This is a genomic window from Halomonas sp. NPDC076908, from assembly GCF_050269715.1.
GTDB lineage: Bacteria > Pseudomonadota > Gammaproteobacteria > Pseudomonadales > Halomonadaceae > Vreelandella.
This window is the reverse complement of sequence record NZ_JBNNIW010000058.1, coordinates 1-14,524: the sequence shown is the minus strand read 5'-3', so window position 1 is coordinate 14,524 and position 14,524 is coordinate 1. Positions and strand designations below refer to the sequence as shown.

Genomic DNA, 14,524 nt, shown 5'->3' with positions numbered 1-14,524 from the left:
CTTCGCCATCGTGGTGCTCGACAATGCCAGCATGCATCGCTCCAAGGCCTTCAGAAGGAAGATTATGGAGTGGATGTCGCATCGTGTGCATCTGGTCTACCTATCGGCTTACTCGCCGGAGCTTAACCTGATAGAGATTCTGTGGCGGCAGATGAAGTACGCATGGCTACCGTTGAGTGCCTATCTCTCATTTGACCACCTCAGCAAGGAGGTCTGTCGCCTACTCGACGGCTACGGGTCTGAACGCACGATAAATTTTGAATAGCCACTTAATGAGCCGCTGAGCATCAACTTTCTGATAGGAGGTGGTGTTATTTTATTAGGCATCGTTCTGGTGACACGCTAAATGTTTCACTCTCCGGCGGGGCACTCACGTCTCTATAACCTGTAAAGAAACACCTATGAGCCTAACTGTTTTGATGACTTGTTTATGAATAGCTCTCCTTTTCAAGCGCTGGCTTGTCCGTTGGATGGCGAACCCTTAGAGCTGGCAGGCAGCGTTTGGCGCTGTGCAACGGGGCATAGTTTTGATATTGCCAAGCAGGGCTATGTGAACCTGTTGCCGGTACAGCAAAAGCGATCAAGTGACCCAGGCGATAGCAAAGTCATGGTGGCTGCTCGCCAGCGATTTCTTAAGGCCGGTCACTATCAGCCTATTGCTGAGGCGGTAAGTAGTGCGGTATTAAGCCACGCAGAAAGTAAAACGGCTAATAATGAACGGTTTAGCTGTTTAGATGCAGGTTGCGGTGAAGGTTATTACTTACGGCAGTTGGCAAGTTCAGCGGCTGCTAATGTGCAATCTCTTTCATTGTTGGGGCTGGATATTTCTAAATGGGCGGTGCTGGCTGCTGCCAGGCAGGATAACCAATCTGCGCTCCAGCGAGCATCTCAGGCAAGCTGGGTCGTGGGTAGTAATGCGCGCCTGCCGGTACAGTCGGGAACGTTGGATAGCATACTGTGTATGTTTGGTTTTCCTGTATACAGCGAGTTTGCCCGCGTGCTGAAATCTGGCGGTGTATTGTGGCAGGTTGAGGCCGGGCCGGGTCATCTGAAAGAGTTACGGGAAATCATCTACCCTACTTTAAAACCCGAGCGCTCAGGCGAAGGACACTTGCCCGAAAGCTTTGTGCATCAGCGCAGGGAGTCGCTAAATTATACGTTAGCACTAACCGGCATTGAGCAAATTGCGGATCTATTGGCGATGACACCGCACTTCTATCGGGCTAGCGCTGAAGGTCGTGCGCGCGCTGCAGCCCTTGAAGAGCTATCTGTCACTGTCGATGTTCGTTTAACGCAGTGGGGGCGTATCTAAAATGTGTGGGATGCAGCGTTAGTATCGTCCAAATGCAACAAGGCCCGCATAAGCGGGCCTTGTTATCCGAACCTCTAAAGGTTCGAGCAAACTGCTAACAATAAATGTTAGGAAATTTGCTTGATGTTAGAAGCCTGAAGGCCTTTTTTACCCTGGGTAACGTCAAAAGAAACGTTAGCACCTTCTTGAAGGGTCTTGAAGCCGTCTGATTGAATTTCAGAGAAATGAGCAAACAGGTCATCGCCGCCGTCAGAAGGAGCAATAAAACCGAAGCCTTTAGTATCGTTGAACCACTTAACTGTGCCAGTAGACATAGTAAAATCCTTTCGCGCAATGCGCTTTGTAAAGTTCCTGGTATTACCCAGATTAATAGCGGATAAAACAAGGAATACAATTACAGGCTTGCCGAAAGATTTTGAACACGTCTGAATCTTTTTCGTACACTTCTGAAACCATGCTGCTTGCTAACCAACTGGCGGCTACAGTGTCATGGATTGTAGCGCGCGTCAAATCCTTTATTATTTATCTTGTGCATCCCAGCTCTTCGGAAACGATGCCGCGTGCTATTCATATATGGTTAGATGATCTTCAAGTTATATAAAGAAGAACACCGGGCCTTCACCCTTGATATAGACTCCCTGCGTATTTAATAAGTTACTCTTTTCGGTAAAGCACCATGCCGGCGTGATACAACACGTCATCTATGAACTCGCCATCAGCGGTGAAGCCGGTGTCATCCCAGTATTCGATATAGTTATCCGTTACTCGGTAGCGTCCCTGGTAAGCGCTTTCGCGCTCACCTCTGGCCTCGTCATAGCGGTTGTTGGGTAAAAGCTCATGACGAATAATCCCGTCGGCTGTTACCCACATACCTACATACGGGTGGTCTGCCATGGTGTTATTTCCTATGTTGGGGGGAGAGTGAGCAGTCGAGGTCGTCGGAAAAATGGTAACGATGCCCGCGATCATCAGCGCCCGCGTCCAGTAAATGGGAAGCTTGGTTTCTTGCATGGGTATCCCCCGTTCTAGTTGTTACGCTCAGCCAATAGTTCGGATAACACCTGGGACGCGGCAATAGCCCGCGGAAAGCCTGCGGGCACTGTGATCAGGTAAACTATTTCTTTAAGCTCTTCTTCGCTAACACCAATGTTGAGTGCATAGTCTGCATGCACACGCATCATGCCAACTTCACCCAGAGCCGCCATAGCCGCCACAGCCGCAAGTTGTCGTGTGCGGTTATCAAGGCCCGGCCTGCTCCAAACATCCCCAAGCGCGTAGGCTTCGGTAGCCTCGGCAAGAAAGGGGAACTCCTCACGCATCGCTTCCAAATTTGGCTGGTTTTCACCCTGATTAAGGCTGCGGATTACTTCTGCTCCCCGTTCGCTGCGTGTTTCCGTGGTTGTCGCCTGTGCGGAGATTGAAAACAAGACACTGGTGAGTATCAGGCTGGGGAGTGCGGTCAGTTGACGTCGTAATGGCGTGTACATTTCGGGCTCCATTTAGTAATCGCTAAAGGCGTGCGGAGTTAGTAACTTGCGGTAGGCCTTACGACGATATCGCTGGTATCAACGTCATTCGGTTGATTGATAGCATGTGCAATAGCCGAGGCGATGGCTTCGGGTTTAAGCGCAATCTGACGATAAGCCACCATGGCTTTAGCGGCCTCTGTATCTGTAATGGTATTCGCCAGTTCAGACTCCACTACACCTGGATAAACACAGGTTACGCGGATGTTGTCGGTTTCCTGACGTAGTCCATCGGAAATGGCGCGCACCGCATATTTAGTAGCGCAATAGACCGCAGCAGTTGGGACGACCGAGAATCCGCCGATGGAAGATACGTTGATTACTTGGCCGCTTTGCTGGGCTTGTAGGGTAGGGAGAGTGGCGGCAATTCCGTTGAGTACGCCGCGGATATTGACGTCGATCATGCGATTCCATTCATCAACCTTGAGCGCCGCCAGCGGTGAGAGCGGCATAACGCCAGCGTTGTTAATGATGACATCAATACGGCCATGGATAGTGAGAGCGAAATCTGCAAACAACTGCATGTTCTTTAGATCGGTAACATCCAGTGTTTGATAATCCACCGTGCCACCTTCAGCGCGAATGGTCTTGGTTAATGCTTCCAGCCTGTCGGTACGGCGTGCACCGATGATGAGGCGATGCCCTTGGCCAGCTAGCCAACGAGCAGTGGCTTCGCCGATGCCACTGCTGGCGCCGGTTAATAAAACAACTTTTGATGGAAGGGTTATTGATGAATGGTTAGTTGAAACTGTCATGTGCTAAATCTCTCGTTGATGAGTACCTGGAGAAGATTAGCTATCTGGCGCGAGTGGCAACAGAGACAATCCTATTGCATGCTTGCCTAATCCTATTGTTTGAATGGATGAAGGTGGGTTCCATAGCCTTGAAATATGTATATTACTCTTTTGGTAATCAAGGCCCTTTATGTTTCAGGTTGCCGTTAACCGTTTGAGGTAGCGAATATGTCAGCGAATAGCGATTCTACGGTTCATGGCAATATTGTTCAGCGTTTGTACCAGCTCGCCCCCCACGAAGGGTATACACAGTCACTGCTGGCTGACGTGCGCTTTATGCGCTCTAACCGTCCGCTGAAAAACACGGCGGTTCTTTACGAGCCCAGTATTGTCATTATTTGCCAGGGGCGTAAGCGTGGCTATTTGGGGAACAGTGTCTATCTCTATGATGCTCAGCATTATCTTGTGCTCTCTGTTCCGTTGCCGTTCACTTCAGAAACGGAAGGTAGCCTTGAGGAGCCCATGCTAGGCATCGCCATTCGCCTTGATGCGGTCCTGATCGCTGAATTAATAACGCTGCTGGAGGAGTCCGGCAGCCATTCAGTGGAGGAGCCGCGCGGCATGCTTTCTACTCCGCTGGGAGAACCGCTGACAGAAGCGATATTACGTCTGCTTAATGCGCTAGCCACGCCTGCGGAAGCACGCATACTTGCCCCTTCCATTGTCAGGGAGATTTGTTATCGAGTATTGGTTGGAGAACAAGGCGGCAGTGTGCGGTCAGCGCTCTCCCATTATGGGCAATTTGGCAAAATTGCTAAGGCACTACGTCGCATACATAACAACTACGCTGATTTGCTAGAGGTGGGTGGCTTGGCGAGTGAGGCCGGGATGAGTGCACCCGCTTTTCACCTGCACTTTAAGGCAGTTACACAAACCTCGCCTATTCAGTACATTAAATCGACCCGCTTGCACCACGCCCGCCTGTTAATGATACGGGATGGGTTGACGGCAGCGGCGGCAGGAAGCCGAGTGGGATACGAAAGCGCGTCCCAATTTAGCCGTGAGTTCAAACGCTTTTTTGGGCGCCCGCCTGCGGAGGAGGTGCGCACTATGAAGGCGAGCCTTGATTTGTTACCACCTACGCATTTAGTTGATATCGCTGTGCCTCACTGAAAAAACATTAAGGTGGCCGCTAGCTCCCATCAGTGCGCTGTTTACAGTGTTCAGCCTGGCTGGTTTGTTAGCTGGGTGCTGAAACAACTCAGGCGCCAGAAGGCGCCTGAGTTAATACAACACGTTAATACGAACAAGTTAATACGAGCTACTGAAAACTAGTGCTTCAAAATGACATAGAAGGCATGAATGATGCCTGGTATGAAGCCAAACAGTGTCAGAATAATATTCAGCCAGAAGTGCCCTTTAAATCCAACCTCAAAAAACACGCCTAGAGGTGGGAAAATAACGGCAAAAATCATCTTAATTGGATCCGTCGCGGTAAACGCCATGAAGCCTCCTATGCTTTCAGGGTAACTATGTTTTCAGGGAAATTGTGCTTTCAGGATAATTGACGCTTGCAAGTATAAGCGCAGCCGCCACACTAATCGACGCTTATCCTACGTTCTGACTGGTAAAGTCACCAATTGTTCGCTGTTTCCAAGTAATGTTTAACCGTTAAGTGTTAACAAGGCTCCTGGGAGGGACCCCGTGCTGAAGCTCTCTGCTACTTCGTTATGCCTATTTAGTTGTCTCACTAGCGTACCTGTCTGGGCGCAGACAACGACAGAAGAGATGCCTGCGATGCAGGTAACTGCTCCCCGTTTAGAACGGGAGCTCTATGCAACACCCGCCGCGGTCTCAACGCTTGATCGCGAAGCCATTGCTCAGGGGCAGCAGCGTGCTCGGCTGGATGAGTCGCTGGTAAGGGTGCCAGGAGTGTTCGTGCAGAACCGTGACAATTTTGCTCAAGGGCAGCGAATTGCGATACGCGGCTTTGGCGCGCGGGCGCCTTTTGGAGTACGCGGTATTACGGTGATGGTGGATGGAATTCCCTACACACTGCCGGACGGTCAGGCTCAGCTTGATGCAATTGATCTGGATAGCGCCGAGCGTATTGAAGTTATCCGCGGTCCTTCGTCTGTGCTGTACGGCAATGCGGCGGGAGGGGTGATTGATGTGACTACCGCTGATGGCCGAAGCAACCCCGGGTCGAGTGTGCGCGCTGAGGTGGGCAGCGATGGCTATCGTAAAGCCGTGGTGCAAACCGGTGGCGCCTATGGTGATTGGTCGCATCACGTTAGCCTGTCGGCGCTTAACGTGGATGGTTATCGCGAGCAAAGCTCAACAGAGAAGTACCTTTTAAACGCTAAGCTGCGCCGCGAATTAGGTAGCGGACGTGCATTAACGGCGATTGTGAATCTGCTGGAGAATCCCCGCTCGGAAGATGCCGGCGCGCTAACGGCTGCCGAAGTCGCCGCAGGACGACACCAGGCAGCGCCTAACTCTCTGGCATTGGATGCAGGGCAAAGTGTTGATCAGCAGTTGATCGCTTTGCAGTATGAAGACCTTGCTGCAGGCCCTGGCGAGTTTTACCTGCGGGGGTTCATCGCTCAGCGCGATTTTGAGCAGCAGTTGCCTTATGTGGGCGATAGCCGTTTGGGTTATCAGCGTGACTACGTGGGCGGCAGTGCTGAGTATCACCACGAGATCACGCTGGGCAGCCTGCCGTTGAGCTACATCGCAGGTATTGATGTTGCCCGCCAAGACGATGAGCGTTTTCGCAATGATGTCAATCCGCAAGGGGTGGTCGGCGAACAAGTGGCGGAAGAGACCCAGACAGGAACATCGGCGGGCGTCTTTGCTCAAGGCGATTTGGCGCTGACCGAGCAAGTGACGTTTTCGCTTGGCGCGCGCTTTGACCGGGTTGAGCTGGAAGTGGATGACCGCTTTTTAGAAGATGGCGATCAAAGTGGCGAGCGCACTTTTAACGAATGGAGTGGCTCAGCAGGGCTAAGCTATCAGTATCGTCCCCAGCATCAGGCTTATGTGAACACCGGTACAGCCTTTGAAACACCGACGTTCTCAGAGTTTGCTAACCCGGCAGGCGGTGGTTTTAATCCCGCTATCGCGCCACAAAAAGCTTGGAACCGTGAGGTAGGTCTGCGCGGCTACGTTGAACCGCTGGCAATGGATTACGATCTTGCGCTGTTTTCGGTACGTGTGCGCGATGAGCTTGTGCCTTTCGACGAGGGTGGACGCACTTTCTATCAGAATGCAGGCGATACGGATCGTGATGGTATTGAGCTAGCGCTCGGCTGGCAGTTGGCCAATCAGTGGCGGTTGGATAGCGCCTTAACGTTAGCCCGTTATGAATTTGATCAATTTGCGACACCGACGCAAAGCTTTGGTGGTAATCGTATTCCAGGTTTGCCCGAGCAAACCTGGGTCAATCAACTAACGTGGCAGGGCTTGGGTGAGCGTTTTGCAACGCTAGAGACCCAATATGTAGGCGACATGGTGGCAGATAACGCCAATGACACCGAAGTGGAAAGCTACTGGCTGGTAAACCTGCGGGCGGGGGATGGCTGGCAGTTAGGAGACGATACGCGACTGAATGCTTACCTCGGCATACGCAATTTGCTGGATGAAGAGCACTACGCCAACGTGCGTATCAACGGCACCTTTGGGCGTTTCTTTGAGCCCGCCCCAGGGCGCAGTGTTTATGGCGGTTTGGAAGTGCTGTTTTAATCCCTGCATAATTTTAATCTGTGGAACATGTTAGCCTCAGCATAAATAGGATCGGGCGGCGCTCTGTGGTGTTCACTGCGCGCCGCCCGGTTCTGTTAGTGGTTGTACTGGTATGAGTGACTGGTATGAGTGATTAGTCTCAGCGAGCCGGTGACTCTGGCAGCGCGTACCCAATCACATAGTCTCCCATCTTGGTGCCAAAGGTGCCGTGTCCACCCGCTGTGACAACCACGTACTGGCGTCCATCGTTGCCGGTATAGGTCATAGGCGTGGCTTGGCCGCCCGCAGGTAGGCGCGCTTTGTAAAGCTCTTCACCGGTAGTGATATCGTATCCGCGCAGATACTGATCCAACGTGCCGCTCAAGAATGAAACACCGCCCCCCGTGGTAAGTGGGCCACCCAGTGCGGGTACGCCAACATTTAAACCAATCGGCAGGTTAAATGGCATGCTGTCCCGCGTTGTGCCATTGCGATGCTTCCACACCACTTCATTACTTTGCAGATCGATACCCGCCACATCCCCCCAAGAGGGCGCTTGGCAGGGCAGGCCGAGTACTGAGAGCAGTGGCCCTAGCTCAACCGCATAAGGTGCGCCTTCGTTGGGTTGCAACCCCTGCTCGCTTGCGGAGCCCTGGCCCTCTTCAACCTCGTCGCGGGGAATCAGTGTGGACACAAATGCCAGATATTTTGCACCGGTGAATAGCGCCTGGCGTTCGGGGTCAACCGCAACGCCGCCCCAGTTCATCACGCCCACATTGCCTGGATAAATAATACTGCCTTCCAGTGATGGAGGTGTGTACTGGCCTTCGTAGCGCAAAGCGTTAAACTGAATGCGGCACATCATTTGGTCAAACGGTGACGCGCCCCACATATCGCGCTCGGTGAGCGGCGGTGGCAAGAGGTTAAGCGCTGAGCGTGGCTGGGTTGCTGCCGTCCAGTCGCCGTCAACGGCACCTTGGGGCGCAGCCACCTCTTCAATAGGCACTATAGGCTCGCCGGTTTCGCGGTTAAGTACGTAAAGGCTGCCCTGCTTGGTGGGCTGAATAACGGCAGGCTGGATGCCATCGTTAGTGGTCAGGTCAATCAACACCGGCTGCGCAGGCGTATCCATGTCCCATAAGTCGTGGTGTACGAATTGGTAAACCCATTCAACCTGTCCATCTTCCAGGTTAAGTGCCACTAGGCTAGCGCTATAGGTCTCGTCATTTTCAGTCCTGTTGGCGCCGTATTGATCTGGTGTGGCGTTACCCATGGGTAGGTAGACCATGCCTAACGTTTCATCAACGCTGATGGGCGCCCATACGTTGGGCGAATTACGCGTGTAGGTTTCGCCCTCTGGTAATGGGTCAGTCTCATCTGGATTGCCGCTATCCCAATTCCAAACCAGTTCGCCAGTGTGTACATCAAAGGCGCGAATAACACCGGATGGCTCATCGGTAGAGCTATTGTCGGTGACATGGCCGCCCAGAATGACCAGGTTTTCGGTCACCGTAGCGGGGGAGGTGGAGTAGTACCCACCAGGGGAGAAGTCGCCAATATTATTGGTGAGATCGACTTCGCCGTTATTGCCGAAGTTAGCACACCGCTCGCCAGTATCGGCGTTTAGCGCAATCAACCGTGCATCTGCCGTTGGAAGGTAGAGCCTGCGTGGGCACATCACATCAGTTTCGCTAATCATGGGCGACGTGTTGCTATCATCTTCTACGCCAAACAGCAGCGCCAGAAAGGAGAGGTCAAGGCTGAAAATATCACTGTTTCCGAAGATGTCATAAGGCGCTGGCAGGCCGCTCTCGGATGCGTCGCTGCTTATGGAGTAGTTGGCGGCATCATAGTAAGCAAGCCCACGACAGGTCATATGCGCCCAGCCGGAGAAGTCATCCGCCCCCATGGTGCTGATCTCGGGGTCAAACTGCCAAAGGGTTTCGCCGGTTTCCGGTGATAGTGCCATGGCCCGGCTATGCGACGTACAGATATACAGATTGCCGTTCACTTTTAGCGGCGTATTTTGATTGGTGATCTCAGGTGGCGCATTAGGGCCAGCCTTGTCGCCGGTTTGTATGCGCCATACCTCCTCAAGCTCGCCGATATTGGCTGGGGTGATTTGGCTTAGTGAAGAGTAATGGGTACCCGCATTGGTGCCACCATAGGCGGGCCAGTCATCGCCTGCTACTTGGGCAGGATTAATATTATCGGCGTTCGATTGGCGATTATTAGCCAGCACTCCTTCGATAGTGGCGGGGTCGTTGAGCTGACTTGCAATGGCCACAATGATTGCAGCGGCAATACTGCCTACTAGTGCTATGCTGCCACCACGTGAGTGCAGTGGCTTACGCCACCAGGGCAGTAATAACACGATGCCAATTAGGCAGGGAATGGCGACCCGCGGCACCAGCTGCCACCAATCTAAACCCACTTCCCAGATTGCCCAGACCAATGTGGCGAAAAGAATCAACGCGTAAAGCCAGAGTGCCGCGCTATGACGCTTGGCAAGTAAAATGCCGCAGGCAATAAAACCGATACCGGCTATTAAATAGTAGGCGCTGCCACCTAGGCTGAGCAACTTGCCGCCACCAATAGCCAGTATCAAACCTGCAATGAGTAGTAGAGCGCCAACGACAATCGCTGGCCATTGATAGTGATTACGCGTGTTTTCTTCCATGAGAGATCCCCTTGTTACAGCGCACCCACGACGCGCTCTAACCCATCGACGCCGCCGATGGGTTAAAACACACCTTCATCATTAATGATTTTAATTATCAATTCGCTTTTGGTCTAACGATTTGATGATATTTTCTTAGGTGCACCCTACCAGTACGCATTTCTCGTCTTGGTAGAGTGGACGCGGAGGGGAATGGGAAGAGTTATAGCTTAATGAGCATTTTACCGGTGTTGCCACCTTCAAATAAGGAGAGGAAGGCATCCGGCGTACTTTCTAAGCCCTCTTTCACTGTCTCTTTATAGGTTAGCTTGCCCTGGGCCACATGAGGCGCCACCTCGTTCAAGAAGTAGGAGTAGCTGGCCCAGTGGTCGGTGACGATAAAGCCCTGCATCTTGGCTTTGCGCACCACTAATTGTGCGAGGTTGCTAGGGCCTGGAGTAGGGGCTTTCGCATTATAGCTCTCGATCATGCCGCACACGGCGATACGTGCGCCTTCGTTTAACTGGCTAAGCGCGGCTTCCAGGCACACCCCACCCACGTTTTCGAAATACACATCGATACCATTGGGGCTGGCGAGTTTAATCGCATCGCTTAGCTCCAGTGCAGTACGGTCACGGTAGCTAACCGGTTCGATACCTAGCGATTCCAGCCAGGCTAGCTTATGCGCGGGCCCAGCAATGCCCACCACATGGCAGCCTTTGGCTTTGGCTAACTGAACTGCCAGTGAGCCAACTGCACCGCTAGCCGCGCTCACGAGTACATTATCGCCAGGTTTGCATTCGGCAATCAGGTTAAGGCCGGTCCAGGCGGTCATACCCGGCATGCCCAATACACCTAAATATGCTTGCTCTGGTATGCCGTGGTTAGGCAGTGGGGTAATGCCTTCAGCGGGAAGCTGTGCGATATCACGCCAGCCCCCCATATGAGTAACGATGTCGCCCACTTTCAAACGTGAATCGTTTGATGCAATGATCTCGCCAATAGCACCGCCTTCCATCGGCTTACCGAGCTCAAATGGCTCCACATAGGTGCGAATGCCGCTCATGCGGCCACGCATGTAAGGATCCACAGATAGCCAGCGATTGCGAATGCGTACTTCACCTTCGGCTAGGTCAGGCAGCGTTTGCGTTTCCAGCTTAAAGAGAGCGCGATCAGGTAAACCGTTGGGGTAATCGGTAAGCGTATAAAATTGTGACTGCATGAGTGCCTCCTGCGAATACTTGGCGTTTTGAGATGCGCGCGATAAATTCCTTGCAATATAGAGACCATTAGCCTGCTTGCAAGTTCGCTTTGTCGCTGGAAGGGCAAGTACAAAAACGGGAAGGGCAGGTATAAAAAAACAGGGCGAACCATTTCTGGTCGCCCTGTCTGTATTTGTGTTGACTGGTTTACTGTCGCGTTGATTAGGCTAAGGGGTATCACACACCAACCAAGAATGTGTTATCCGTTAATCCAGCAGCGTTACCATCACCGGTGCTGTGCCGCGGCGAATCATGCCAAGTTCGCGCGCTGCTCTTTTGGATAAATCAATGATCCGACCTTTAACAAAAGGACCACGATCATTTATCAGTACTTCAACTTCTTGCCCCGTATCGGGTCTTGTTACTAGCACCTTGCTACCTAAAGGTAAGCTAGGGTGCGCAGCGGTGAGTGCCTGCTGATCAAATGAGTCGCCGCTGGCAGTGGTGGCTCCTTGAAAACGGTCACTGTAAAAGGAAGCAACGCCTTCCTGTGTTTCCGCTGATGTATCATGTGCAAAAGCACTATTAGCAGCGCTCGTAGCTATTAGCGCTGCTAAGCAAATCGTTCGGACTATTCGTTTTTGGGCTCCCATGGGAGTACCTCAGTTTACGTATTGCGAAACTCGCATTCATTGATGAGGTGCTTGATAGGCTTGATGATAGTACCTGTGTCTTTTCGGATCGGCAAGCTTTAAGAAAATCGGCGCAATTAGCTTCAAATCCAAGATTTTTCATCGTTGATTAAGTGTCCTTGTGTTTCAGTTACTTATTGCGATGGGTATGAATATCGCCAATGGTAATTTTTGTGCAATGCAGTGTTTTTCATGAAACGCTCACTTGAAATCAATAAGCGTTTTATAATCAGAATTGCTTAATTAACTAACATTTGTCATTGCGACTTATCAAGGAACCGCTCATGGCTAAAACTTCTTCACTCAGCTTTATTCTGGTGGCAGTGGGAGGCGCTGCCGTTGGCTTTTTAGCCGCCCAGACTCTTCCTTTGAGCGCTGAAGAAGTGCCACAGGAGGAAGCTGAACAAACTCAGCAAGCTGAGACTATTGCCAGTCTAGAAAGGTTAACCGTGGATGAGCGCCTGCGCGGTGAAATTACTTCCGCTAGCGAGCTAAACGGCAAAGATGGTAGCCGTTTCAATCGCTACGCGCTTTCGCTTGAAGAAGATGACATCGTTGAGATTTCGCTTAGCGGGGCATTGCAAGGTGTTGTGGCACTTTATGACGACCAGCTACAGCTACTCGATAATGCTGCCACTGTTCGCCACCGCGTTGATGAAACTGGCGATTATGTCGTTGTCGTGAGTGGTAATGATGCACACAGCTATGGCCCTTTCACTGTTAATACCCGTGTTGTCGAACTTACCGATGCGGATAGTGTGACAGTGGGTGAGCCCGTTGATAGCTGGTTGCAAGGCACCTCCCGTGAAGTTTCCCTGACGATTGAGGAAGCAGGCCTTTATCAGTTGGAAATGCGCTCTGACGACTTCGACGCTTATTTGGAGATAAGAGGTCCGAACGGCTACGCCCGTGAAGACGATGACAGTGCTGGTAATTTAGACGCGCGTATTGCTGATTTCCTCGCGCCAGGCGAATACACACTGACTGCGCGCAGTGCTTATAGCGATGGAGATGGCGTTTACACGCTATCGGTAGAGCCCCATGAACTGCCAGGGGATGGTGAGTTGCGTAACGATGGCGCTCTCACCCCAGATGATTCATTGAACGGTTGGTACAGTGGTCAAGAACTGAACTATCAAGTCGAAATTGAAGAAGCCGGAATGTACCAAATTGAGATGCATTCCAATGACATAGACTCCTATCTAGTGCTTGAAGGGCCTAACGGTTATTACCGTGAAGATGATGACAGCGCAGGTAACTTGGATGCCCGTATTGCCGATTTTCTGGCGCCTGGCGTCTATGAGTTAACCGCACGCACCGCCTATGGCCAGAGTAGCGGCATGTTCACGCTATCAATGCAGCCACATGATATGCCTGATGTTGAACTGCGTAATGAGGGTGCGCTTAACCCTGATGAGTCGATTAACGGTTGGTACAGTGGCGAGCCGTTAACCTATCAATTAGAGGTAGAAGAGAGCTCACTAGTCACAATCGAAATGCGCTCCTCGGATTTTGATACTTTTCTAGAGCTGAGTGGTCAAGGCGTTGCGGCTAGTGACGATGACGGCGCAGGTGGTACCGATTCACTACTTGAGGAACGCCTGTTACCCGGGACTTACACGGTCAGTGCACGTGGTTTCAGTACGATGGGAAGCGGCTTATTTGAGTTAAACGTCAGCATGGAGCCGACGGATATTCCCCCTGAACTGTAATTTTTAGCTTTTGGCAGTAAAGTCTCACGCCCTTGTCGCTGATAGCGGCAGGGGCGTTTAAGTTTGTCTAATATAGTGGTGAGCAGAAACCAGCGTTAGGAAAAGGCCAGCGTTATTGCGTGCCGTATACACAGGGAGAGAAAAATGCTGAAACGTAGTGGATGGCTATCGGTGGCGGGGGTATTACTACTTGCTGGTTGTCAAAGCCAAGAAAAAGAGGCCAATGTTGCGCGCCCATTAATCTATCAACCGTTAGAAAAGCACTATGTAGCCCCCGGTTGCGCGGCAGAAAAGTGTTCAGAAGTACAGATTGAAGCGCTTGAGTTTCCACAATCGCCAGCGCTGACGGAGCAGTTGCGTCTACGCCTATTGGCATTAGCCACCGGCGTAACAGAGGGAAGCCGTGATCCAGCCGAAGCGTGGGATGCCTACGCACAAGACTTTTTTACGATGGCAGAAGAGGACCGTCGTATATTGCCGGAATTTATGGCTAGCGAAGCGCAAATGAAAGCACAGGTATATGCGCAGCATAACGACCTGCTCATTATCGAACTTACCAGTTATGTGTATCACGCAGGTCAGGCCCATGGCCTGCCGATGACGCAGTTTATGGTGATTGATGAGCGTGATCATCACGTGGTGAGCTTTGAGGACATGCTCAAGCCCGGGCAAGAGGCCGCTTTTCAGGCGGCGCTCAGTCAAGCGCACCAGCGCTGGATTGAAGAGCTAGCGCAGGACGAACAGTTCGTCACACACTGGCCGCTTGGCGAAAGCCGTAATGTTGCACCCACGCCCGAAGGGTGGGTGGTGAAATATAACGTGTATGACATTGCCCCCTACGCCGTTGGTCAGCCCGAACTGCTGATTCGTAACGTAAGCGTTCATTCTAAGACGTCCTGCCGCCCGGCTGACATTCGCCCTACAGTAACCTCACATTTGCCCACACGAGGTTACCCCCATGAGA

General features: G+C 51.9%; 14 protein-coding genes. 6 read left to right on the top strand and 8 right to left on the bottom strand.

Annotated features, from left to right (window positions below):
- A partial coding sequence (locus ACQKE4_RS19465) for a transposase (protein ID WP_427389900.1) occupies positions 1-265 on the top strand: 265 nt, incomplete at its 5' end.
- Positions 266-430: 165 nt separating this feature from the next.
- Positions 431-1,312: a putative RNA methyltransferase gene (locus ACQKE4_RS19460; protein ID WP_427389899.1), complete on the top strand. Its 882-nt coding sequence runs from the start codon at positions 431-433 to the stop codon at positions 1,310-1,312.
- Positions 1,313-1,419: 107 nt separating this feature from the next.
- On the opposite strand, the gene ACQKE4_RS19455 is transcribed toward ACQKE4_RS19460, so the two are convergent.
- The 4 genes from ACQKE4_RS19455 to ACQKE4_RS19440 form a co-directional block, all read right to left on the bottom strand.
- Entirely contained in the window at positions 1,420-1,626 is a 207-nt protein-coding gene (locus tag ACQKE4_RS19455; protein WP_096281871.1) for a cold-shock protein, read from the bottom strand.
- Between the two features lie 340 nt (positions 1,627-1,966).
- The gene (locus ACQKE4_RS19450; protein ID WP_290834876.1) at positions 1,967-2,323 is read right to left on the bottom strand and encodes an Atu4866 domain-containing protein; all 357 of its coding nucleotides are present in this window, start codon (positions 2,321-2,323) and stop codon (positions 1,967-1,969) included.
- 14 nt (positions 2,324-2,337) lie between these two features.
- A complete protein-coding gene (locus ACQKE4_RS19445) occupies positions 2,338-2,799 on the bottom strand; it encodes a carboxymuconolactone decarboxylase family protein (protein WP_427389898.1) in 462 nt (153 codons plus the stop codon).
- 38 nt (positions 2,800-2,837) lie between these two features.
- Positions 2,838-3,593: an SDR family oxidoreductase gene (locus ACQKE4_RS19440; protein WP_290834873.1), complete on the bottom strand. Its 756-nt coding sequence runs from the start codon at positions 3,591-3,593 to the stop codon at positions 2,838-2,840.
- A gap of 207 nt (positions 3,594-3,800) precedes the next feature.
- On the opposite strand from ACQKE4_RS19440, the gene ACQKE4_RS19435 reads away from it, so the two are divergent.
- Positions 3,801-4,745 carry an AraC family transcriptional regulator N-terminal domain-containing protein gene (locus tag ACQKE4_RS19435; RefSeq protein ID WP_427389897.1) on the top strand — a complete coding sequence of 315 codons (945 nt, stop codon included), beginning with the start codon at positions 3,801-3,803 and terminating at the stop codon, positions 4,743-4,745.
- 158 nt (positions 4,746-4,903) lie between these two features.
- Here the strand turns inward: ACQKE4_RS19435 and ACQKE4_RS19430 are convergent, their stop codons facing one another.
- Complete coding sequence (locus ACQKE4_RS19430) at positions 4,904-5,077, bottom strand: YqaE/Pmp3 family membrane protein (protein WP_290834869.1); 174 nt, start codon at positions 5,075-5,077, stop codon at positions 4,904-4,906.
- Between the two features lie 199 nt (positions 5,078-5,276).
- Between ACQKE4_RS19430 and ACQKE4_RS19425 the strand changes: the two genes are divergently transcribed.
- On the top strand, positions 5,277-7,316 hold the full coding sequence (locus ACQKE4_RS19425; RefSeq protein WP_427389896.1) for a TonB-dependent receptor family protein: 2,040 nt from the start codon (positions 5,277-5,279) through the stop codon (positions 7,314-7,316).
- A 139-nt stretch (positions 7,317-7,455) separates the two neighbouring features.
- Here ACQKE4_RS19425 and ACQKE4_RS19420 read toward each other — a convergent pair whose 3' ends face one another.
- From ACQKE4_RS19420 to ACQKE4_RS19410, 3 genes are all read right to left on the bottom strand, one after another.
- Positions 7,456-9,975 carry a glucose/quinate/shikimate family membrane-bound PQQ-dependent dehydrogenase gene (locus ACQKE4_RS19420; protein ID WP_427389895.1) on the bottom strand — a complete coding sequence of 840 codons (2,520 nt, stop codon included), beginning with the start codon at positions 9,973-9,975 and terminating at the stop codon, positions 7,456-7,458.
- A 202-nt stretch (positions 9,976-10,177) separates the two neighbouring features.
- Positions 10,178-11,176, bottom strand: a complete 999-nt coding sequence (locus tag ACQKE4_RS19415; protein WP_427389894.1) for an NADP-dependent oxidoreductase — start codon at positions 11,174-11,176, stop codon at positions 10,178-10,180.
- 246 nt (positions 11,177-11,422) lie between these two features.
- Complete coding sequence (locus ACQKE4_RS19410) at positions 11,423-11,809, bottom strand: septal ring lytic transglycosylase RlpA family protein (protein ID WP_290834431.1); 387 nt, start codon at positions 11,807-11,809, stop codon at positions 11,423-11,425.
- A gap of 323 nt (positions 11,810-12,132) precedes the next feature.
- Between ACQKE4_RS19410 and ACQKE4_RS19405 the strand changes: the two genes are divergently transcribed.
- Together ACQKE4_RS19405 and ACQKE4_RS19400 are read left to right on the top strand one after the other, a co-directional pair.
- Positions 12,133-13,560, top strand: coding sequence for a hypothetical protein (locus ACQKE4_RS19405; RefSeq protein WP_427389893.1), 1,428 nt, complete (start codon positions 12,133-12,135; stop codon positions 13,558-13,560).
- 144 nt (positions 13,561-13,704) lie between these two features.
- A partial coding sequence (locus ACQKE4_RS19400; RefSeq protein WP_427389892.1) for an RsiV family protein occupies positions 13,705-14,524 on the top strand: 820 nt, incomplete at its 3' end.